22 protein-coding genes are annotated in these 20,968 nt (G+C 48.2%); 3 read left to right on the top strand and 19 right to left on the bottom strand.

Annotation, left to right across the window (positions count from 1 at the left end; genetic code table 11):
- Nucleotides 1-146 precede the first annotated feature (146 nt).
- Both cysI and ACETK5_RS09020 read right to left on the bottom strand, forming a co-directional pair.
- Nucleotides 147-1,871 (bottom strand): assimilatory sulfite reductase (NADPH) hemoprotein subunit, encoded by a 1,725-nt coding sequence (gene cysI, locus ACETK5_RS09025; protein WP_394055182.1) that lies wholly within the window; start codon nt 1,869-1,871, stop codon nt 147-149.
- 36 nt (nt 1,872-1,907) lie between these two features.
- Complete coding sequence (locus tag ACETK5_RS09020) at nt 1,908-3,746, bottom strand: assimilatory sulfite reductase (NADPH) flavoprotein subunit (RefSeq protein ID WP_100537692.1); 1,839 nt, start codon at nt 3,744-3,746, stop codon at nt 1,908-1,910.
- A gap of 244 nt (nt 3,747-3,990) precedes the next feature.
- Here ACETK5_RS09020 and cdaS point away from each other — a divergent pair, with 244 nt between their 5' ends.
- On the top strand, nt 3,991-4,608 hold the full coding sequence (gene cdaS, locus ACETK5_RS09015) for a sporulation-specific diadenylate cyclase CdaS (protein WP_394055180.1): 618 nt from the start codon (nt 3,991-3,993) through the stop codon (nt 4,606-4,608).
- 105 nt (nt 4,609-4,713) lie between these two features.
- Nucleotides 4,714-5,316, top strand: coding sequence for a dihydrofolate reductase family protein (locus tag ACETK5_RS09010; RefSeq protein WP_100537694.1), 603 nt, complete (start codon nt 4,714-4,716; stop codon nt 5,314-5,316).
- 79 nt (nt 5,317-5,395) lie between these two features.
- Here the strand turns inward: ACETK5_RS09010 and bshB2 are convergent, their stop codons facing one another.
- The 9 genes from bshB2 to ACETK5_RS08965 form a co-directional block, all read right to left on the bottom strand.
- On the bottom strand, nt 5,396-6,052 hold the full coding sequence (gene bshB2, locus ACETK5_RS09005) for a bacillithiol biosynthesis deacetylase BshB2 (protein ID WP_100537695.1): 657 nt from the start codon (nt 6,050-6,052) through the stop codon (nt 5,396-5,398).
- A 22-nt stretch (nt 6,053-6,074) separates the two neighbouring features.
- Nucleotides 6,075-6,419, bottom strand: a complete 345-nt coding sequence (locus ACETK5_RS09000) for a YojF family protein (protein WP_100537696.1) — start codon at nt 6,417-6,419, stop codon at nt 6,075-6,077.
- A gap of 101 nt (nt 6,420-6,520) precedes the next feature.
- On the bottom strand, nt 6,521-7,012 hold the full coding sequence (locus tag ACETK5_RS08995) for a 2-thiouracil desulfurase family protein (protein ID WP_100539429.1): 492 nt from the start codon (nt 7,010-7,012) through the stop codon (nt 6,521-6,523).
- A 186-nt stretch (nt 7,013-7,198) separates the two neighbouring features.
- Complete coding sequence (locus tag ACETK5_RS08990; RefSeq protein WP_100539430.1) at nt 7,199-7,993, bottom strand: helix-turn-helix transcriptional regulator; 795 nt, start codon at nt 7,991-7,993, stop codon at nt 7,199-7,201.
- A gap of 189 nt (nt 7,994-8,182) precedes the next feature.
- Nucleotides 8,183-9,271, bottom strand: a complete 1,089-nt coding sequence (locus tag ACETK5_RS08985) for a Gfo/Idh/MocA family protein (RefSeq protein WP_326113254.1) — start codon at nt 9,269-9,271, stop codon at nt 8,183-8,185.
- 14 nt (nt 9,272-9,285) lie between these two features.
- Nucleotides 9,286-10,233 (bottom strand): AraC family transcriptional regulator, encoded by a 948-nt coding sequence (locus tag ACETK5_RS08980; protein WP_100537698.1) that lies wholly within the window; start codon nt 10,231-10,233, stop codon nt 9,286-9,288.
- Between the two features lie 22 nt (nt 10,234-10,255).
- Nucleotides 10,256-11,257, bottom strand: coding sequence for a Gfo/Idh/MocA family protein (locus ACETK5_RS08975; protein ID WP_394055176.1), 1,002 nt, complete (start codon nt 11,255-11,257; stop codon nt 10,256-10,258).
- Between the two features lie 157 nt (nt 11,258-11,414).
- Entirely contained in the window at nt 11,415-11,939 is a 525-nt protein-coding gene (locus ACETK5_RS08970; protein ID WP_326113253.1) for a YfiT family bacillithiol transferase, read from the bottom strand.
- A 59-nt stretch (nt 11,940-11,998) separates the two neighbouring features.
- Nucleotides 11,999-12,979 carry an aldo/keto reductase gene (locus ACETK5_RS08965; protein WP_394055175.1) on the bottom strand — a complete coding sequence of 327 codons (981 nt, stop codon included), beginning with the start codon at nt 12,977-12,979 and terminating at the stop codon, nt 11,999-12,001.
- Between the two features lie 114 nt (nt 12,980-13,093).
- Between ACETK5_RS08965 and pdxR the strand changes: the two genes are divergently transcribed.
- Nucleotides 13,094-14,521, top strand: coding sequence for a MocR-like pyridoxine biosynthesis transcription factor PdxR (pdxR, locus tag ACETK5_RS08960; RefSeq protein ID WP_326113251.1), 1,428 nt, complete (start codon nt 13,094-13,096; stop codon nt 14,519-14,521).
- Between the two features lie 111 nt (nt 14,522-14,632).
- On the opposite strand, the gene ACETK5_RS08955 is transcribed toward pdxR, so the two are convergent.
- The 8 genes from ACETK5_RS08955 to ACETK5_RS08920 all read right to left on the bottom strand — a co-directional run bounded on the left by ACETK5_RS08955 (nt 14,633) and on the right by ACETK5_RS08920 (nt 20,967).
- Nucleotides 14,633-15,541, bottom strand: a complete 909-nt coding sequence (locus ACETK5_RS08955) for a hypothetical protein (RefSeq protein ID WP_100537703.1) — start codon at nt 15,539-15,541, stop codon at nt 14,633-14,635.
- On the bottom strand, nt 15,538-15,903 hold the full coding sequence (locus tag ACETK5_RS08950) for a glyoxalase superfamily protein (protein ID WP_326113250.1): 366 nt from the start codon (nt 15,901-15,903) through the stop codon (nt 15,538-15,540). Before ACETK5_RS08950 ends, ACETK5_RS08955 begins: the two co-directional genes overlap by 4 nt.
- 171 nt (nt 15,904-16,074) lie before the next feature.
- Entirely contained in the window at nt 16,075-16,710 is a 636-nt protein-coding gene (locus tag ACETK5_RS08945) for a DedA family protein (protein ID WP_100537705.1), read from the bottom strand.
- Nucleotides 16,711-16,728: 18 nt separating this feature from the next.
- Nucleotides 16,729-17,970 carry an MGDG synthase family glycosyltransferase gene (locus tag ACETK5_RS08940; protein WP_100537706.1) on the bottom strand — a complete coding sequence of 414 codons (1,242 nt, stop codon included), beginning with the start codon at nt 17,968-17,970 and terminating at the stop codon, nt 16,729-16,731.
- A gap of 22 nt (nt 17,971-17,992) precedes the next feature.
- Nucleotides 17,993-18,529 (bottom strand): phosphatase PAP2 family protein, encoded by a 537-nt coding sequence (locus tag ACETK5_RS08935; protein WP_100537707.1) that lies wholly within the window; start codon nt 18,527-18,529, stop codon nt 17,993-17,995.
- Nucleotides 18,530-19,147 carry a YqaA family protein gene (locus tag ACETK5_RS08930; RefSeq protein ID WP_100537708.1) on the bottom strand — a complete coding sequence of 206 codons (618 nt, stop codon included), beginning with the start codon at nt 19,145-19,147 and terminating at the stop codon, nt 18,530-18,532.
- 331 nt (nt 19,148-19,478) lie between these two features.
- Nucleotides 19,479-20,126 (bottom strand): HAD family hydrolase, encoded by a 648-nt coding sequence (locus ACETK5_RS08925; RefSeq protein WP_100537709.1) that lies wholly within the window; start codon nt 20,124-20,126, stop codon nt 19,479-19,481.
- A 142-nt stretch (nt 20,127-20,268) separates the two neighbouring features.
- Nucleotides 20,269-20,967, bottom strand: a complete 699-nt coding sequence (locus tag ACETK5_RS08920; protein ID WP_326113249.1) for a YjjG family noncanonical pyrimidine nucleotidase — start codon at nt 20,965-20,967, stop codon at nt 20,269-20,271.
- Nucleotide 20,968 lies beyond the last annotated feature (1 nt).

The following is a 20,968-nucleotide window of genomic DNA, read 5'->3' as shown; positions in this document are numbered from 1 at the left end:
GGCGGCTCTTTTTGTTTGAAATATGGGTTAAGACGGACGAACACCCCAAACGGTTTTAATTGATCTCAATCTAATGTACATAAACAAAACAAACCGGAGCTCTCCTAAAAGAGAAACTCCGGTTTGTTTAGTACTGAGTAGTACCATTATGCGTGAAATTGTTGTCCGTCCAATACTTCCTTCACGTAGCCGGCGCGAATGACAAAGTCACCGAAATGCTCGCCTTGCTCGCGTTCTTGTGCGTATTGCTTCATGATCGGACGAAGGGAATCCAAAATCTCGGCCTCACCGATGTTTTCCTTATAAAGCTTGTTTAGCCGGTGACCGGAGAAGCCTCCACCCAGGTACATATTATATTTGCCAGGCGCCTTTCCGATAAATGCGATTTCGGCCAGCATCGGTCTGGCACATCCATTCGGGCATCCGGTCATTCGAATGACGATATCCTCTTCGCGAAGTCCGTTCTCTTCCAGAATGACATCGATTTTATCCAATAACGTCGGCAGATATCGCTCGGATTCTGCCATCGCCAATCCACAGGTCGGTAGGGCTACACATGCCATGGAATTTCTTCTCAGGGCAGAATAATGATTACCGTCCGTAAGCCCGTAACGCTTGATGAGTTCTTCAATCTTTTTCTTCTTGTGGCTGCTGACATTGGCAACGATCAGATTCTGATTGCCCGTCAGACGGAAATCTCCATTATGGACTTGAGCGATTTCGCGCAGACCTGTCATCAGCAGGTAATCGGCTTCGTCTTTCACACGCCCGTTCTGGATGAACAGTGTAAAATGCCATTTGCCGTTGCTCCCTTTTACCCAGCCGTACCGATCGCCGTTATGGTCGAAATGGAACGGCTTTGCCTCCTCCAGCTTCCATCCCAGACGGCTGGTGAGCTCGTTGACAAACCAGTCAATCCCACGGTCATCAATCGTATATTTGAAACGAGCATGCTTGCGCACCGCACGGTCTCCGTAATCACGTTGAATCATCACCGTCTTCTCGGCCAAATCAACGATCTGCTCGGGTTTGCAGAAACCAATGACTTTCGCCACTTGTGGATAGGTCAACGTATCACCGTGCGTCATCCCCATGCCACCGCCTACAGAGACGTTAAAACCTTTCAACTCGCCGCCCTCAATGATCGCAATAAAGCCAAGATCTTGGGAAAATACATCAATATCATTGGAAGGCGGCACGGCCATCCCAATCTTGAATTTCCGCGGCAGGTACACCGGACCGTAGATCGGCTCCTGTTCCTCCGCATCCTGCAGGCTGTCTACGATCTTCTCGCCGTCCAGCCAAATCTCATGATACGCACGCGTCCGCGGATCGAGATGACTGCTAAGCATGCGTGCCCATTCGTATACCTCCGAATGAATTTCCGATTGATAAGGGTTCGGATTGCACATCACGTTACGATTCACGTCGCCGCAAGCAGCCAATGTGCTAAGCATGGCTTCATTGACTTCCTGAATGGTGCTCTTCATATTCCACTTCAATACACCGTGAAGCTGGAAAGACTGACGCGTTGTCAATCGAATCGTCCCGTTTGCATACTTCTGGGCTACGCGGTCCATCATCAGCCATTGCTCCGGCGTCACGACCCCGCCCGCGGCCCGAACACGAAGCATGAACTGGTAAGCAGGCTCCAGCTTTTGCTTGTGTCGTTCGTTACGCAAATCCCGGTCATCCTGCATATAACTGCCGTGGAATTTCATCAGCCGGTTATCGTCTTCGGGAATCGATGCCGTAATGCGATCCTCTAACGTCTCTACAAGACTGCCCCGCAGATAATTGCTTCGACGCTTGATGTCCTCGACATCGCTATGCGGCGCACTGTTTGGTGATACAAGGTTATTATCAGACATGTTTCTTTTCTCCTCTCGAAAACCACAGGGATGATCTTAATACACATCCCGCTGATAACGTTTCTGTTGCTGCATGAGCGTCAGATATTCCGCAGCTTCTTCCGGACTCATGCCGCCCTCTTGCTCGAGAATGGACCCGAGCGCGGAATGCACGTCATGAGCCATCCTCTTCTCATCGCCGCAGACATATACGCAAGCCCCTTCTTGGAGCCACTGGTATAGATCCTTGCTCTTCTCCAGCATGCGGTGCTGTACGTACACTTTTTTGTCCGTATCCCGAGAGAAAGCAACATCCATGCGCGTCAGTACTCCATCCTTCAACCAACGCTGCCATTCAATCTGGTAGAGGAAGTCCGTCGAGAAATGCTGATCTCCGTAGAACAACCATGATTTCCCTTCTGCCCCAGTCTCTTCCCGTTCCCCCAGAAAGGCTCTGAAAGGTGCCACGCCTGTACCAGGTCCGATCATAATGATCGGGGTATCCGGATTCTCGGGCAGCTTAAAGTTCGGGTTGTGCTGAACGTATACCGGCAGCGAATCGCCAGCTTCCAGACGCTCTGCCAATTGTACGGAGCAGACGCCATAGCGGTGGCGGCCATGTGCTTCATAACGGACCGTCCGAACGGTAACATGGACTTCATCGGGGAAGGCTTTGGAGCTGCTGGCAATCGAGTACAGCCTGGCAGGAATTTTGCGCAGTATGGATACAAATTCGCTTGCCGGCACTTGCTGCAGACCATAATCCTGTACCAGGTCGAGCAAATCCCTTTCTTCGATATAGGTACGCAATTCCTGCTCATGACCTGGCTCCAGCAATGTTCGAAGTCCTTCATTCCCTGAGACCTTAACCACTTGCTCGATCAGAGGTTTCGTGAGAACCGTAATTTCGTAGTGACGGAGCAAGGCATCCCGAAGCGCTCGCGCTTCACCATGTTTATTAATGACGACCACTTCATCAGCATTCCATCCCATAGCAGCGATAAGATCATCCACAAGCTGCGGATGATTTTCCGGATAGATTCCTAAGCTATCGCCCGGCTCATACTGCAAATTCGATCCTTCAAGAGAAATTTCGATATGACGTGTTTCACGGTCGGATCCTCTTCCGTTCAAATTCAAATTCTCGAGGATTTCCGCTTGAAATGGATTGCTTCTTGAAAATTCCGATTCCGTACTATCGCTCAGGGCTACCGCACTCCCATTTTCAACAACGAGTGATCCCGTTCCAGCCTCATTCAACGATAGAAGAACCTGGTTCATCCATTCAGCAGCCGACTCATCAAAGTCTACATCGCAGTCAACTCTTGGCGTCAGCCGCTTACCGCCCAATTCCTCAAGCCGCTTGTCGAAATCTTTACCCGTTTGGCAGAAAAATTCATACGAGGTATCCCCCAGCGCCAGTACGGAATATTGAAGATGGTCTACCTGAGGTGCCCGCTTGCTGTGCAGAAATTCATAGAATGGTATGGCGTTATCCGGCGGTTCGCCCTCTCCATGCGTACTGACGATAATAAGGAGATTCTGTAACTTCTTCAGGTTGTTCGGTTTAAAATCGCTCATAGAAGACATCGTGACCTGAAGGCCAACCTCTTCCAGCTTCTTCGATAACTTTTTCGATAATCCATGACCATTGCCTGTCTGGGATCCGTACAGGACTGTGACTTCTTTAGCAGCCGTCGCCACCGGTGCCGATACAGCGGCTGACGTGTTTGCTTGTGGTGCCGCCGCAACTGCTGCTGCGGCTGCCGTTCCCTGTAATGCAGCGATATATCCGCTGAGCCAGGTCCGCTGGGATTCCGTCAAAGTGGGCAGAAGGCGATTCAGCAGTTCCACCTGTTCCTGATTAAAAGGACTGTTCATTACTTGAAGTTCCAACAATATCCACCTCTCAAAAGCGCACATTATTAATTCCTACTATTACGATACAATTAATTTTATTACTCCTCTGAACCTATCACAGCTTACCTAGACCGGTCAATTACAATGTTCTTATAGCATTTATCAGTTTTACTAATAAATCGATTTTCCGGGTTTAACTATAGGAGAAACCCAGCCTGCTTTAGAGAATATCGATAATACAGAATGGTAATGATACCAATGATAAGGAGGAAGATGTCGGATGCAAAATCAGGATTGCAATTTTACGCCGCTGAAAAACAAATTGAAGGAACAGCTCACGGATATCACGAGACAATTGCAGCATATCATCGTCAATTTGGACCAGGGCAGTTCATGTCTGCTGGGCGAGCTGGATCTTGTCAGAACTAAATTTTTGGAAGCTGAATCGATTTCATCAACGTATTATCTCAATTGTTTTCTCTTCCCCTTCACCAGCAAATATCAAGAAATCGCTAAATCCATATATCATCTCAGTCAAAAAAATCTGGGTGCATTAATTGTGATTCAACGGGAAGACGGCCTGGATTCGTTAATAACGCCCGGCATTCCCTTGTCCGCAGAAATCACAAGCCCCCTGCTTGAATCCATATTCGTTCCAGGCAGCCCGCTTCACGACGGAGCTGTGCTCGTACGCAAAGAGATGATTATTTCCGCTGCGAACGTGCTGCCTTTAACAGCCAAAACCTACGGGGATCGCAAGCTCGGAACCCGTCATCGTGCAGCCATTGGCCTGTCGGAAATCAGCGATGCCCTGGTACTCGTTGTATCGGAGGAGACGGGTAAAACCTCCTTCTGCATGAAGGGCACTCTTTATCCTTTATCTATAAGCAGCCCCTAGTATTTGCTGTTGATTCGTACAGCCTCCTAGATAGCAAATGATGAGAAACCTTCTCAGAAGGCTTATGCTATCGTTGTCCTATAAAGACAAGGAAGGTGATTATCGATGAATTCATTTAAAGAAGGGACCGAAGTGTCATCCCCAAGAAAAGTAATCTATTCCATGATGGTATCGCTTGACGGTTTCATCGAAACCGAGGATCATCTTATCGATTGGTCCACGCCCGATGAGGAGCTGCACCGATACTTTAATGAGGCGGAGAACGAAATCGATATTCATTTATACGGCCGGCGACTCTACACCAATATGGCATCGTATTGGCCAACCGCAGATCTTAGTCCGGAGGCACCCGACTACGAAATTGAATATGCTCGGAAATGGAAGAATCAAAAGAAAATTGTTTTTTCCACGACGCTTGATCATGTGGATTGGAATTCTACTTTAGTCAGGGGTAATATTAAAGAGTTCATGGAGGAGCTGAAGCTCCAGCCTGGCCTGCACATGGATCTCGGGGGAGCCGGAATCGCTGCGTCCTTCATGGAGCAAGACTTAATTGATGAATACCGTCTTTATATCCATCCGATTGTTCTGGGAGGCGGCACGCCGATGTTCCATTCTCTCCGCAACCGGATTCATCTTCAGCTTGTTGAATCTCGAGCCTTTGGTTCGGGGGTTGTCCTCCTTCGATATCAACCGAAACCGACTTAACGAATTAGACCCAAACCATGCAAAAAAGAGCCACAGATCCTGTGGCTCTTCTTCATGGATTCATCCCATGACGGGGAAATTATTCAAATGTATAGGTCCAGAAACGTTCCGTTCCGAAGCGCTGCTCCACTTCCTTGGCTTTCATCTGTTTCTTGCCCAGCAGCTCTGCTGCCTGGAATTGAGAGCGATGGGCTTGAATGGAGTTCAGCTTCTGTACCATAAACATGGATACATCTTGATAAACATCCGGTTTACCCAATTCTTGCTCACAATTGTTGGAGAATGCCAGACATTGAACGACAGGTCTATCACCGGCCGGCATCCGCTGAATCGTCCGGATTACGGCTGCGCCCGTTGCGTCATGGTCAGGGTGAACGCTATATCCAGGGTAGAACGTGAACACCAGCGATGGCTTTATCTCCTGAAGCAGAGAGGCGATCGCGCTATCCAGCTTATTTTGATCCTCGAATTCAATCGTTTTATCATGGAAACCAAGCAATCTCAAATCCTGTATGCCTATCGCTTTGCAGGATTCCTCCAGCTCTGCTTTGCGAATGGTCGGTAATGTGATACGGTTCGCAAACGGAGGAATGCCCATATTGCGGCCCATCTCCCCAAGCGTTAAGCAGGCATAGGTAACATGAGCGCCTTCCATAATATATTTAGCCAATGTCCCGGATAAACCAAATGCTTCATCATCCGGGTGCGGCAATACGACCAGTATGTTTTGCTCCATCAATCCTCGTCTCCTCTCTCTATTAAAAAGGCTCCCGGCTCAGCTGCAAAGCGACAACCAGTTTACCCTGACTGTCATGACCCGCCATGATCAGCCGATCGGTATCCGTCTGTTCGAAATGGGTGAGTCCTTCCGTATACACCCAGCCTTGGCTCATTTTCAATCCAACCCGATAGGGTCCATTGCCGGATATCGAACCGTGGCTGTAACGAATCGTTGCATTTGTAATAAAGTTAGCCGCTGGGTGCTTCGAGCTGTCATAATGGGCAGCGTAAGCGCCTGTCGTCATCTCAAGATGAATATATAAATCCTGATCCTTCAATTTATCAATCATTTGTTGTACTTCAGTTTGATTTATGAGTTCCATAATTCCCTCCAATATAAAGAATCACAACATGTAAGCAGTCGATATGATAATTCTATCATAATTATAGTGCAGGACGAAATTACACGAACCCGATGAGCATATTAACTCACAGCAAAAAGAGAGGCGTATTCCGGCTGTGCTGCATAGGTTCTAAGGTCGTGTTCCGAAATAACCGTATAACCTTCCCTGCGCAGCAGAGCCGTAGTCACGCCATAACCGGCTATCTTCTCATTGGCAAATTCTCCGTTATAAATCATGGCACTGCCGCAGGAAGGACTGCTCTCTTTCAGTACGATCAGCAATGCTCCGAGCTCTTGTGCCACTCGAAGCGCTTGGTGGGCACCTTTTAAATACATCTCGGTCACGTCTTTCCCGGATAACTCAACAACTCTAGCATTCCCTGCCAGTACGTCATCGCCGTTTCCTCCAACGATCTCCGCAGGCTCCCGTGGAGTTGAGAATCCGCCAAGCAGTTCGGGACATACGGTCACAGCTTTCTTCGCTTCAACCAGCTGCTGAATATTCGCATCCAAGCTGTCCGTAGCGTTATAACGAACCTTCAAACCGGCTAAACATGAGCTTACAACAATCACAGGGGCCACCTCAAATCTCTCGTTCTTACTTACATACTGCATACTACTACCCTAAGCCGTTCGCCCTCATTCAAGTATCAGGAATCGGAACCCAAATGTCAACGAAATGCAATGAAGAGTTGCAAGGTGTGCGGTCCCCTTCAATGCCAAAAATGTATCAATATACGAACCGATCCTCTCCATGGCTCAACGCAGCATGGGAGCAACCCTCTTGAGGAAGTGATTCATTAATAATGGCAGAGAAATCAGAATCGGCGGATCATCCAGCCGGGGAACATGCAGGGTTACATGAAGATGCGGGGTCTTAGCATTTGGGGTAACGATAATGGGTTCCTTCGAACGAGTACGCAGCGTGGTCGACTTAGGAAGCAAGAAATCAACCGCCTGCATACCCCATGGGACCGAGGTAGCCATCAGATAATATGTTCCGGGTCTGACGTCTCCGAACCGGAACGAGCCGACGGAAGATAACAAAGTTCCGTATAATGGAAGCCCTTCGGGAATCGGCTTGGCGAACAGCCCGATCAAGATGACGCCCTGAAAGGGAGCCATTGCCTCTACCGTGCCCTCAACTGTCAGATTGGGATTCTCTACCGGTATGGAGTCACGCCAGCTGTTCAGTTTCTGCAGGGAGGACAGATGCTCGTCCGCCTCATCCTTCGAATTCCGAAACTGGGAAGGGGTCACTCCTACTCTTTCCGTGAAGCGTGTCGTAAATGTGCCCAGACTCTGCTGACCGATCTCCATGGCGATATCCCGGATACTCAGATGGGTATGTAATAGCAAGTCCTTCGCCTTCTCCAAACGAAGCGAGGACACGTAATATAATGGTGGCAGTCCGATTCGATCTTTAAATATACGCGAAAAATGATATGGGCTGTATCCTATGTAATCCGCCAGTGTCGATAACGGAAGAGGCTCATAAATATTTTTGTGAATATACGCGATTACCTCATCGATTTCAGCATATCGATCAGTCATCAGGTCTGCACCATCCTTCATTCCGGATATTATGTATGGGTCCGATCCAACTCTCCCGAGGAACAATTGTTCGCATTCATACTATCATATCCATCTAAAAAATGGAAGCTTTTATATGTTAAAAATATCACCATGCAAGTATCATAAAGCACATAAAAAAGCCGCGCTGCAAGCGCGGCTTTTTTACCATTAATCCAAGTCCGGAATATGAATCTCAACCTCTTTTTTGCTTTGGGAAGACCGCAAAATGCCGTCCAGAATCGCTTGATTCCGAAGCACCTGCTCGCCCGGGATCGGCGCCGGCTTGCCTTCGCGCACAGCGCTTACGAAATCCTTGATTTTCTCCTCAAATACGTTAAGCTCATGGCTGATCAGCGGTATGGCGCTTTCGGTATGATGACCTTGGATATCGTGGAACAAGGAGATCGATCCTACCTTCCCGTCCCACACACCGCTCCAAGGGCCTGAGCCTGCAGGTGTAATCTTCATGCCCGCATCCGTTCCAAGGAACATGGTCGCCCCCAGGGTATCCATATGCATAGCCCATGAAGTCTTAAAGTTAAGCACAAGATCTCCTTCGAATCGAATCATCGCTACGCCGAAATCCTCAACATTGAACGCTCCGGATTCGGAGTGGTATTTGGGGTTCGTTCCAAAATAATTCGATGTATACGCGGTGACCGTCAACGGCTTGGGATAACCCAGCGCGTTCAGGGCCATGTCCAAGGAATAACAGCCAATGTCCGCCATGGCGCCTGCCCCTGAAATCTCCTGCCGGACAAACGTGCCGCCCGGCATTCCACGGCGGCGACCGCCCCCGGTTTCCACATAATACACTTTTCCAAGCTCGCCGTTTTGAATCAGATTCTTAATGATGCCCATGTTCGGATCATAACGCGGCTGGAAACCCACATTGAGCATGTTCCCGGTTTTCTTCGAGATCTGGACCATCTCGATAGCTTCATCCAAAGTGACCGACATCGGTTTTTCGAGCATTACGTGTTTGCCCGCTGACAGCGCATCGACCGTGGTGCTGTAATGAGCGACGTTGGGCGTACAAATGCTTACGCCATCCAGGTCGAGATCTAACAATCTGCGGTGATCATCAAATCCGATTGCCCCCTGCAGTCCCCAGCGCTCAATAAATTGATCGGCTCTGCCGGGTAAAATATCAGCTACGGCGACAATCTGTACATCGTCGATTCGTTTATAATATTTTGCATGCTCCCCCGCAATGCCGCCGCTTCCAATAATTCCAATTCGAATGGTTTTGCCCATGGCTGATACTCCCCCTACAATTTCACATTCATTGCTCGATATGTTGATGGCGTATATCCATATCTCTTTCGAAACACGGTATGCAAATAACTTCCGCTTGAGAAGCCTTCGTGGATGGCGATTTTATCAATCGACCAATTGGTATCAATTAGCTTCCTGCATACGGCTTCAAGGCGGACGTGTTCCAGTATTTCGCTGAAGGACTGCCCTTCCGCCTGCTCCTTGAATATTCGCTGCAGCTGCCTCGAACTGATATGCAGCTTCTCCGCCACGTCATCCAGTACAACCTCTCCCGAAGAGTTCGCATGTATATACTCCAGCGCCAATTGATAGCGGTAAGCCTTCATATCCCGTGAAGGCAGCTCCGCTTCCGATGGCTCGGATTCATATGCACGTACAGCGCGCAGCAATATTTGAATAATGCACTGCTTAATCGTTGTATACAGACCCGAATACTTCTCCTGCGAAGCCTGATAAGCCTCAAGGAAATAAGGCATCGCACGATGGATATCCATCGTTGGCTTCAGCGGTAATCCCCTCAGCTTCTCCATACAGTCATCGGCTTCCGCCATTTCCCATGGATCCGAAACAGGCAGGGCCGGGCTCTCATGATCGGATACCTCATCGCGTGAAATAATGTCCACGTGCAGACATAATTCGTCCATTGGCTCTGCTGTATCCGCCTCCTGATAATGAAGCACATTCGGACCCGTTAAATAAAACATGCCTTCCCGCAGCGGATAAGGCTCCTCTTCCATAATAACGGTCCCCTTGCCGCGGGGTATGAAATGAAACTCATACTCCGCATGCTTGTGGAAGGAGACAATCTTTCCTGGCGGAAAGGTGGTGAGATGGAACCGAAGAACCCGGATCTCATAACGTCCCCAATAAACTCTCAGATCAAGCCGCTCCAAGGCATCCTGCCGATCTTTCATCAATTCGTATGGAAAATGGTTATTCATCCTGATGCATCATCCCTGTATCTTATGCTTGCAGTTCATCCAAACGAATGGCTCGATGCTCTTTGGCCGAACGGTTGGATGCTTCCATCAGTTTGGTTAGTTCAACCGCATATGCGATATTTTCCTCTGCAATGGTATCTTCTTGAATGTGGGAAATCCATTGTTCAAATGCACTTGCACGATTCGCCGGTACCGGCAGCTCAACCCAAGCATCCTTGTACTCTTCTTTTTTCGTTGAACGAATCAGAAGTTTGCTATCCGGCGTACCGTACAGGATCGTACCATCCGTACCATGAATTTCAATCGTAAATGGTGAGAAGCTGTTAACAAATCCGGCTTCTACGACACCGACAGCCCCCGTAGCCGTAGAGAGGGTAGCAACGGCGTTGTCTTCCACCTCTTTACCCGTGATGTATCCGAAATTCGCATGGACATCAACCGCTTCTTCACCGAGGAACAAGCGTGTCAAATACATCGGATGGCAGCCCAGATCGATCAGGGCGCCTCCGCGGCACTCCTCCAGGCTGTAGAAATGCTCAGGCAGCCAACCGGCAGTCGCGCCATTATGAGATAAGCGAACGCGAACGAGTGTTACGGTGCCGAGCAGCTCCTGCTGCAATACCTCACGGATCGCCAAGGTGTAGCCGTCATTCAGTCGCGGTAGCGATACCGTGAATTTGATTTGGTTCTCATTCACGGCTTTGATAATATCGTTGACCTCTTGAAGGGTGGCGGCAATTACTTTTTCCGTGAAAATGTGTTTGCCTGCTGCCGCTGCTTTCAACATTACTTCTCTATGCATGGATGTCGGAGCATCCACGATCACGGCATCGATCTCGTCACTTTGCAGCATGTCATCCAGGGACTCATAAAAAGATACGCCTTGCTTCTCCGCAGCTTCTCTTCCGCGCTCCGGGTTCTCATCCCATACCGCTACGATTTGAGCATCCGGATGCTCCTGTGCTTGTTTCGTATAATCCCAAGCGTGCACATGCCAATAACTAATTTTTCCGATTCTAATCATTCTCGTCACCTCAGTATCTAATATTAAGACATCATGCCATTAATCTATCACACGAACCGCCCGATTCACAGTGTAAAATTGCGACAATCAAGTTAGATATCACGACATGGTGACACATAAAAAACTCCGCCTGGTGACGGAGTAGGATGTGTAGCAACTACAATTTCAATCGTTCTCTTGCCGATGTGATATGTGCAGTATGGTGCTTCCCATGCCAGGCGTACATGCCCGTGGCGTATTCCAGGCTGGTTTTTTGCTGGTTCTCGGGATGATAGAACGTTCTGAGATAGTCTTCGTTACTCATGATGTCTAATAAAGCGGCCCATCTGGCGTGTATGCCTTCAATCAATACAAGCGATGCGTCAACATCCAGAGTCAATGAATCCTGGAGGGCTGCCCACTTCTGCTCGTCATACGGTTTAATCGTCGGATTGTCTTCCGTTAAAGCAAGTTTGAACCGGATATAGCTGTTCATATGACTGTCTGCCAGATGGTGAACGACCTGTCGGATGCTCCAGCCTCCATCTCGATAAGATAAATTCAGCTGCTCCTGGCTCAGTCCCTGGACTGCCGCCTTCAGTTTCTCCGGCAGGCTCTTAATCTCTTGAATCCAGAGCTCCCTTTGTTCAGGCGTCGATTGCCCTTCCCATTCAAATTGTCCTATCGGGTATCTCAAATCCATGTTCCCTCACTCCTTGACCATCATTTTTTGCATAACTCGTATGTAATGATAGTAGCATTTTACAACGAGCCCAATAATTCTTCAATTTCGTTCATTTGTCCGTTCGATAACGGTCCGAAAAGAGCGGCTCCAGTTAACTCCTCTACTTGCTTCCTCGTTTTAAATCCTGGAATCGGGATCGCCGCGTGGCTTCTTCCCCAAATCCATGCCAGCGCCCCTTGAACCAAAGTCCGATCTTCACTGGTTAGAATCTCCCGGACCGCCTCAAGTTTAGTCAGGAACGACGGTACGGGTTTACCGTCCTTGAAGTAGGAAACCCAATCGTGACCGCTCCCCCTGACATCTTGATCACTGAATCTGGAGTCGTGATTAAACTTCCCGCTCAACAGTCCCATAGCCAAAGGGGTATTATTGATGCTTGCTAAACCATAACGCTCGCAAAGGGCAAGCATTTCCTTGTCGTCACTGAGAACATTCAGCACGTGTTGGATTGCCGCTGCTTCCGATTTTTGAGCGAAAATTTTTGCATTGTCCACATCCCATGTACTCCAACCATACGTACGGATCAGTCCTTCTTGACGAAGACCATTCAAGGTATCAATCACTGATTCTACCTCGCCAAGACTTAATCCGCCTACATGAATTTGATAGACGTCAATATAATCGGTATCCAGGCGTTGAAGTGATCGCTCGCACGCGCTGCGAACATAATCCGCTGATACATTGTGACGAGTGAAAACTTCCTTTGTTGACTCATCATACGTATAACCGAATTTGGTGGCTATCACCGCTTCCTGCCGTCTTCCCTTTAGCGCTTGGCCCAGGACCCGTTCACTATGCCCCGTTCCGTACACATCTGCCGTATCAAAAAAGTTAACGCCTCTTTCCAATGCGGCATGAATTCCCGCCATAGATTCGCGTTCGTCCACCTCTCCCCATCCATCCGCCAAGCCGTCCAATGTAAATTTCCCGCCGATGGCCCAGCAGCCCAGACCGAGCGGACTTACCGATATTTGCGATCTGCCTAACATTCTGTTCATTGTTATTTCCTCCCTTTTCTTATCGCTTCGTCCACCATTATAATAAGGAAAATGGCTCGTGATGAGATCCAATGATTCCTGTTTTGGAGGAACCAATGTTAGAGGAGGGATACGATGTACGGCATTTATATCAACCGTGAATCTAAACTGCCCGTAACCCGTCAGATCTGTCAGCAGCTGCGAAGGATCATCGAAGCGGGACAGCTGACTGCCGGAACACGTCTGCTGCCTACACGCGTTCTGGCAAAAGAATGGGGGATTGCGCGTAATGTCGTCATTGAGGTATACGAGCAGCTGACGGCTGAAGGATATCTGGAAGGACGGATAGGATCAGGCACCTATGTAGCGGAAGGTATCCTCCCCTCTCCCAATCCGCGTACCGCTCCACCTTCGAGCACGCAGCCGATCCAGAGGCAGATCACAACTGGACTTGAACACGTTATTGATTTTGCGACGGGCGTTCCCGATCAGAACATGTTTCCAAGACACATCTGGGCCAAGTATTTGAAAGAAGCAGCTGAATCTTCCGAATATGCAGACCCTGATTACGGTCACATCAAAGGTGATTCGGCTCTGCGCTCTGCGATTTGCGACTATGTATTCCGGGCTAAAGGCATTCAATGCTCACCCGAACAAATGGTGATTGTGTCCGGTGCCACTGAAGGCTTCTCTCTTCTTGCCAGATCGTTATCTTCCAGATTTCATTCCATTTATATCGAAGACCCGACAATCGATATTACCCGGGATATTTTTCAGACGATGAACTATAATCTTATTCCGGTTGAGGTTGATCACAGCGGAATGCGCGTCGATACCTTGGCAAGTATCACACCAGGTCATCTGGTTTTATTAACCCCGTCACATCAGTTTCCAACCGGCAGCGTATTATCCATTCAGCGCAGACATCAGGTCATTCGGATGCTGGAGGAAGCCGACTCTTTTGCTATTGAAGATGATTATGACAGCGAGTTCCGGCTTCGAGGAATCCCTGTGCCTCCTCTACAGACGCTGTCCCCTTCCAGAGTGATCTATGTGGGAACGTTCAGCAAAACGCTGTCGCCCAGCCTTCGGATCGGATTCATGATTGTTCCGCCGAGTCTAACCGATACCATTGCCGAAATGAAAGATAAACTGAATTTACAAACCCCATACATCATTCAAAAAGCATTAAGCCAATATATGTTGGACGGGCATCTGGAACGACATATCCATACGATGAAGAAAATGTATAAAAAACGACGTAATGCATTGACGGAGCGGCTTCAGCACTTATTCGGACAGGATATTTCCATTCTCGGCGATGATGCGGGAATGCATCTTCAGATTATTTTCCATCCGGAACCCTACGCCCTTCTTCCATGGAATGACACGGCTTCTTACGGGTTCCGTGTTGAGCCTGTATCGAATTACAGGATCTCATCCTCTAGCCCCCTCCGTTCAACGGGTATCGTGTTAGGATATGGAAACCTGTCTTTAGAAGAGATCGAGGAAGGATTACGCCGGCTTTACTTATTTGCTTCCTCTTGCAGGACCTCTACGTGAATGGACACATTATGGATGTTAGACAGATTCATTCTTCCATCTACTAATTAAAAATGGCTCGTCCGCTGTATGCGAACCGAGCCATTTCTGTTTGATCCAGGAAATCCGCTGTCAATCTCCCGCAATCCTTTCAAAATTACGCAGCGTCCGAAGTGCATTCAATGTCAGAACGCCCTTCCATTCCTCTTTGGCCAACGGCCATACCTCTTCGTACTGGTACCAGCTCCAATTGGGCTCCCAGGCACCATCTTCCCCTTGATCCTCTATGAGCAAATCCAGTTCCAGCGGCAGAAACTCCTGGTATTTAGCAAAATAAGGTGAATTCGGAGAATCTATAATACTGAGAGGCGTTGCTCCGTATCCCTCGCGGCTGCCAGGATCCCTGCTTATACAGTTATCCATGAAGGCCTCAAGTGTTTCTCCGATCTCGGACGCCTGCTCTTTCGGCAATCTTTCGTTCAGGCGCAAATAACAAAACAATTCATGCATTTCGTTAAGATCGCTGGTTTGTTTCAGGTAGTTCACAGCATAATCAATCCTTGATTCCAACGATTCCCAAGGGTATAACTCCCGCTCGTCGATAAAATAGGCCATGATATCCGCATTGGGATTTCCCCAATGATCCTTGAAGGCACCGTACTGCCACCATATCGCCCTCGGAGACTGCTCCGCTTCCTTAGGGATAATGTCCCACCCTGACCGTTCTGGCATATAAGAATGCTCAAGATACTTTAACGCGGATATAACCTGTTCGTTCCGCTCCGGGTGATCTGGATTCAACCGAAGAATCTCAAGCGCTCTGGTTGTTGCCAGAGCAGATGACTCTTTGCAGCGAAGATCGGGCTCAAGTCCATGTCCAAATCCACCGTCCTCGTTCTGATAGCTGGCAAGCTCAGTTAACACGTCCGTAAATACCCCGTCCTCGAATTCGTACCGGAACAATGCCCGTTCAAGGTCCCTGGCCTGGTGCAGCATATATTGCCTGGCTTGTTCAAATCGCATCTGGTTTAGCTTCTTCACTTGGATTCCAACTCCTCGTAGAAAGTGATTCGGTTGCCGAATGGATCCGTAACACATACCTCTTTGCTGTTCCAGGGGGCGATCTCGATTCCAGGCCTGGAATACGGATAGTTCTGGCTTAACAGCTGTTTGTGAAAATCTTCAATCCCTTCCATCTCCACGCGAATGGCTGCTCCTGGGGAACAGTCACCGTAATGCTCAGTCAAATGAATCGTTAACGAATCCTTTGTTATTTGCATGTAGAGTGGTGCCGAATCGTCAAACCGATGTTCCCAATCCAAGGTAAAACCAAGATATTGAATATAGAACTCCCTTGCCTTCGTTTCATCGAATACCCTGAATAATGGTATGATTTTGCTCATCATCTGCCCCCTACTACATCCTGTATTTTTCAAACTCATTATGTATGTGCTGCTGACTTATTAAGAATATATCATAAATTCTGCAAGGATTGTCCAAATCATAAAAACCCAGCACAGATACCATAAACACGCTGCCGGGCCCTCTTTGACAAATATTCATTTCATTTATAACTATTCATTCCGGGTCACTTTGGACAGCTTCTTGGCTTTCTCGCGTTTAACACGACTCCACACCAGCAAAACGAGAAAAGAGCTAGCCAGACAAATAAAAATCACCTTCAAATAATGTTCAACCACATTCAGAATGTACTGCCATTGTTCTCCGAATATGAAACCTATGCTGAAAAAGACCAGCACCCATGAAGCCACGCCTGTGTATCCATACAGCCACACCGTTCGATAGGGAACCCGAATCATGCCGATAAAATACCCGATAAATTGCCTGACCCCGGGGATGAAAAAACAAATAATGAGCAGCTTATTTCCATACTTGTTGTAATAAGCCTGCGTCTTCTCTACAAGGGACGGCTTGATAAACAGCCATTTTCCATAGCGCTCTATAAGCGGCATACCCAGCTTGTATCCCAGGATATAGGTAATGGTCAACCCCATGGCCGCTCCCATAAAAGCAGATCCAACTGCCGGAACCATATCGATGATTCCTTTATAGGTTAAGAACCCCGTATAGGTTAAGGTACTGTTTCCAGGAGGAATTGGAAGAGCAATAAAATCAAGGGGGAGCCCAATCAATAACACCAGGTAACCGTATTGTTCAAACAACTGCTCAACCAATTCAAACAAATTCATGGGGAAAACTCCTTCATCTTACCGATAACTGTCATAGTAGTGTTGTAGAGCATCATTTACATAAACTTCTCTGTTCAGCACTTCGTAGGGCACCAGATTCATATCTTCAGACCATTCACGAGAAAGGCGCTGATTCTGTTGAATATCCATCAATCTTGTCAGGACCAGCAAAGCCGAATCTTTATGCGTGTTTATGGCCGCCCGCCGTTTCATCTCTTGCAGCAAGGACGGGCTCGTAATTAATGTCAGCAGCTGGTGTTTCAATTCACCGGCCATGGCTTGACGTGCCACGCCTATTCCAACCAGGTAGTCCGCATTATCCTGCTCTTGGCCTGGCAGGGGTTTCACTAGCAGCATCGGGCGCTCCATCGTTAATGCCTCGGAAATCGTGAGTCCTCCCGGCTTTGTTACCATTAGGTCCGCTATCGCCATCAATTCATGCATACGATCCACATAACCCATGACAGTGATCTGCGGATGATCTAAAAATTCTTCGAGCAGCACTTGATATAACTTCACGTTACGGCCGCACACGACCATAAACCGAACACCCTGCGGATATGCCCTTGATTTTAAGAGCTCGATAATTTCTTTATCGATCATCCCTTCTCCACCGCCCATGATCAGCACGACCTGTTCGGATGGACGCAAGCCATAATAATCTCGGAGCCGTTCCGAATCGACCGGTTGACTATACATTGGATTGACGGGTATGCCGGTGACGGAGATCTTTTCGCTTGGCACGCCTTTACGCTCCAAAGCAACCTGTACCACATCGGAACCAACCATGTAATAATCCGTATGAGAGTGTATCCAGTAACTGTGATCCGTGTGGTCCGTCATGACGGTTGCCGTCGGCACATTTGTGTAGCCCATCGCTTTCAGCAGAGACATGCCCGCTGCTGCCGGCGGAAACGTACTGACCACGATAGCCGGATTTTCCGTTTCCAGCATCGTGCTGAGCTTGTGAAGACTGAAGGTGCTGAAGCGTTTCAGCATCTGGATGAGCGTGTTTTCCTCGCGCGTTTTTTGGAATAAATAGCCGTAAACGGATGGAAAATGCTTCATCCATTGCACAAAGAAAAACTGACCGGCCACATGCAGCCGTGGATGGGTTAACTCCATGTAATCGACGACTTTAACGCGCAGATGAGGGTAGTTTCTTTTAGCTGATTCCACAATGGCCTTTGATGCCTGGTTGTGACCCTCTCCCAGACTTCCGGTTAATATGATGATTTTTTGCTCATATATGGATCTCATGAATAGGACTCCTTATCTAACGTTATGTGATTCCAATGACATGCATCAGGTATACGACCAGCCATCCGGAACCGAATCCAATCAGACTGCCTGCCAGGCAATCGGTTGGGTAATGATATCCCCAATATATACGGGATAAACCGACCAGCACAGCCAGGATAAGCAGCAGTATCGTCGGCAGCGGAGATACGAGAAACAACAGCGGTGTAATGACGGCAAAGATCGCCGTGGTATGTCCTGACGGGAAGGAGTAGTCCTTCAATGGGAAATTTCCGATCTTCACCTGCTCCAGAACCCGGAACGGACGATCTCTTCTGACGATCTTCTTAATGAGGACAACAATCAGATGGCTAACGGTTAATGCAATGGCACTCTGATATGCCGTTATATCCCATGCTTCAAATGCAGCCCAGGCGATGAGCAGTGCGCTCAGAATCGTAAAGGTGGCTCCACCGAGATGGGTGATTCCGGCGAACAAGCGATCAAAGGCTCTGTTGCTGATCGTCTGGTTGCACCAGACGAATACCCGGTGATCAAATCTTCGTAATCGCTCTATCATTCATTCTTCACCTGCCGTAACATCAATTGAATCTTTTGAACCCTGCACGACAGGGACCTCCGAACGTTTCTTCCTGCGGTTCTTGATAAAGCGAACCGTCAGCCAGACTCCTCCAATCAGGGCACCTACGGACAACAAAATAATTGTAAGCACGCTGTCCACCATATTCTCTGCAGCACGCCCATATACGTAGAACAGCACACCTACGGTATAGAACTTCACAGCGCGTCCGATCGCTGCGTAGCTGAGAAGTTTCCATAAGGGATAACTCATGCAGCCGGATAGAATGGTGAAAATTTTGAAGGGTATCGGCGTAAACGCACCGACAAGGATAGCGGCTTCGCCATGCTTGGTAAACAACGCCGTGGCGGAATCGTACCATTTTTTCTTCATGATCTTGGTTAAGACCAAATTTCCGGAAACCTTGCCGATTCCATAACCGATCGGCGTCCCGATCAGGCAGCCGACAAATCCGATCGTGGCGAGCCAGATCGCACGGTCCGGACTCAATGCACTTAAAGACAATTGCGAGAAAAGCGCCGGAATCGGAAAAATAATCGCATCGATCATAGCATGAATAAATAATCCGATATCGCCCAAATTACGTAAAAAATCCATCAGGCCTTGTCTCCTCTGCTAGGCTACACACTTGGCAGCTCGTATATTGTGCGATATCGTTGGTCAAATCCAATTTCGAAATCATCCGTTCACATTCCTCTCCCACATCATGTTAATGCAAGGATATCATGATCGGAGAAGGATGCCTTCCGTCTTCAGACGATAATTAACCTAGACTTAGGTCTAGATACTAATAGTAGATATAATATAGTAGATATAGTATAAACGAGTTTTATGATCAATTAGTTGAGTTTATAACCATTTGGATCAAAAACAAAAAAACAGCTTGGCCGCAATGTGCGGCCAAGCTGCCAAGCTCCAAGACCATGAACTATTCAAATTCACAAATTTGCGCGACCTCTCGGATCGAGTTCACCACATGATCGGCCTGCGATAAGTCCTGATTCCCCGAATTCGGGTTCACGAAGCCGATGCATGTCATGCCAGCCGCCTTCGCTGCAGCCACGCCATGCCGGGCATCCTCAAGCACCATGCAATGCTCCGGATCCACACCGAGCAATTCAGCCGCCTTAAGATATACATCCGGCGCCGGTTTTCCCTTCTCCACTTCTTCACCGCTCACTACGCATTCAAAATGTTCCAAGAGATCGAACTTACGCAAGACGGCCGAAATGAATACAGGTGGCGATGATGATGCAATAGCCGCCGGTATGTTACGCGCTTTAAGCTCCGCAAGGAGCTCTCGTATCCCATCAATAGGCTCCATTTCCCGTGAGGTGAGTATTTCAATTTTATTGGACAATTGGTATTCAATGATTTCCGAAACGGATTGGGTAAGCTGATGTTCATCTTTAATGGCTGCCCACATCTCCGGATTGGTCATGCCTACATACTTCTCCAGCTGTTCATGAGTTATCGCCGATCCGTAGTCGTTCATCACCTGAATATCGACTTCAAAGTGAAGCGGTTCGCTGTCAATAATGACTCCATCCATGTCAAAGATAAATGCCTGTATCATGTTCATACTCCTTTGTTGAAATGTTTTTTGTTAACGCCAGATTATATCGAGTACCGTTCCCAGCACTCCGGATTTATGGCCTCTGAGCACATCGGGATTGAATACTTCGACGAAGCCGCATCGGGTGCAGGATACGAAAAGATCACTCAAATGAAATAATATCGTGCAGTTCCATAAGCGAATGAATCTCATACTTAGGTTGAATGGATGTCGGGTTTGCCTTGCGCAGCGGATTATACCAGCAGGTATCAATCCCGTAATGAATGCCTCCTTGTATATCGGAAGTTAACGAATCGCCGACAATGAGAACCTCCTTCTTGTTGGGGTGATTCAACTTATCGAAGGCATAATCGAATATCCCTTTGTGAGGCTTTTGGGACCCGGCATCCTCCGAAACAATGATGCATTCAAAGGTGTTGCATAACGGCGACCGGCTGATTCGGTTAAACTGCACTTCCTTAATTCCGTTCGTGATGATAGCCATTCGTTGGCCGCGTTCGGCCAGTTGACTGCACAGCTCTTCTGCCCCTTCCATCAGAAAGGAGCCTTGCCCTAAATATTTTATGTAAACATCGCTAAAGGCATCGGCGTCCAAGGCGCACTTAATGCCGTGTTCTGCCAACAGCCGGTCAAACCTGGCCGTACGCAATTCACGCTGTGTAACCTTCCCCTGCTCGAAATCACTCCACAACTGCTGATTAATGCGTCTGTAGCTGTCTACGATGGCATCCGTGCACTCCTGATCAATCTCGCCAAAAACACCGGATAACGCAAAAGCCTCCGACTTGGCGTAGTCGTATAATGTTTCATCTGCATCAAATAAAATAACGTTGTAACGCACG

Origin of the sequence: Paenibacillus ilasis, assembly GCF_043195395.1 — a bacterium.
Lineage (GTDB): Bacteria > Bacillota > Bacilli > Paenibacillales > Paenibacillaceae > Paenibacillus_AQ > Paenibacillus_AQ lautus.
The sequence above is the reverse complement of the archived record's forward strand: the minus strand, read 5'-3'. Positions and strand labels throughout refer to the sequence as shown.

Coding starts and splice junctions, on each gene's coding strand:
- cysI (WP_394055182.1), bottom strand. CDS start 1,871: ATGTCTGATAATAACCTTGTATCACCAAACAGTGCGCCGCATAGCGAT.
- cdaS (WP_394055180.1), top strand. CDS start 3,991: ATGCAAAATCAGGATTGCAATTTTACGCCGCTGAAAAACAAATTGAAG.
- ACETK5_RS09010 (WP_100537694.1), top strand. CDS start 4,714: ATGAATTCATTTAAAGAAGGGACCGAAGTGTCATCCCCAAGAAAAGTA.
- bshB2 (WP_100537695.1), bottom strand. CDS start 6,052: ATGGAGCAAAACATACTGGTCGTATTGCCGCACCCGGATGATGAAGCA.
- ACETK5_RS09000 (WP_100537696.1), bottom strand. CDS start 6,419: ATGGAACTCATAAATCAAACTGAAGTACAACAAATGATTGATAAATTG.
- ACETK5_RS08990 (WP_100539430.1), bottom strand. CDS start 7,993: ATGACTGATCGATATGCTGAAATCGATGAGGTAATCGCGTATATTCAC.
- ACETK5_RS08985 (WP_326113254.1), bottom strand. CDS start 9,271: ATGGGCAAAACCATTCGAATTGGAATTATTGGAAGCGGCGGCATTGCG.
- ACETK5_RS08980 (WP_100537698.1), bottom strand. CDS start 10,233: ATGAATAACCATTTTCCATACGAATTGATGAAAGATCGGCAGGATGCC.
- ACETK5_RS08975 (WP_394055176.1), bottom strand. CDS start 11,257: ATGATTAGAATCGGAAAAATTAGTTATTGGCATGTGCACGCTTGGGAT.
- ACETK5_RS08970 (WP_326113253.1), bottom strand. CDS start 11,939: ATGGATTTGAGATACCCGATAGGACAATTTGAATGGGAAGGGCAATCG.
- ACETK5_RS08965 (WP_394055175.1), bottom strand. CDS start 12,979: ATGAACAGAATGTTAGGCAGATCGCAAATATCGGTAAGTCCGCTCGGT.
- pdxR (WP_326113251.1), top strand. CDS start 13,094: ATGTACGGCATTTATATCAACCGTGAATCTAAACTGCCCGTAACCCGT.
- ACETK5_RS08950 (WP_326113250.1), bottom strand. CDS start 15,903: ATGAGCAAAATCATACCATTATTCAGGGTATTCGATGAAACGAAGGCA.
- ACETK5_RS08945 (WP_100537705.1), bottom strand. CDS start 16,710: ATGAATTTGTTTGAATTGGTTGAGCAGTTGTTTGAACAATACGGTTAC.
- ACETK5_RS08940 (WP_100537706.1), bottom strand. CDS start 17,970: ATGAGATCCATATATGAGCAAAAAATCATCATATTAACCGGAAGTCTG.
- ACETK5_RS08935 (WP_100537707.1), bottom strand. CDS start 18,529: ATGATAGAGCGATTACGAAGATTTGATCACCGGGTATTCGTCTGGTGC.
- ACETK5_RS08930 (WP_100537708.1), bottom strand. CDS start 19,147: ATGGATTTTTTACGTAATTTGGGCGATATCGGATTATTTATTCATGCT.
- ACETK5_RS08925 (WP_100537709.1), bottom strand. CDS start 20,126: ATGATACAGGCATTTATCTTTGACATGGATGGAGTCATTATTGACAGC.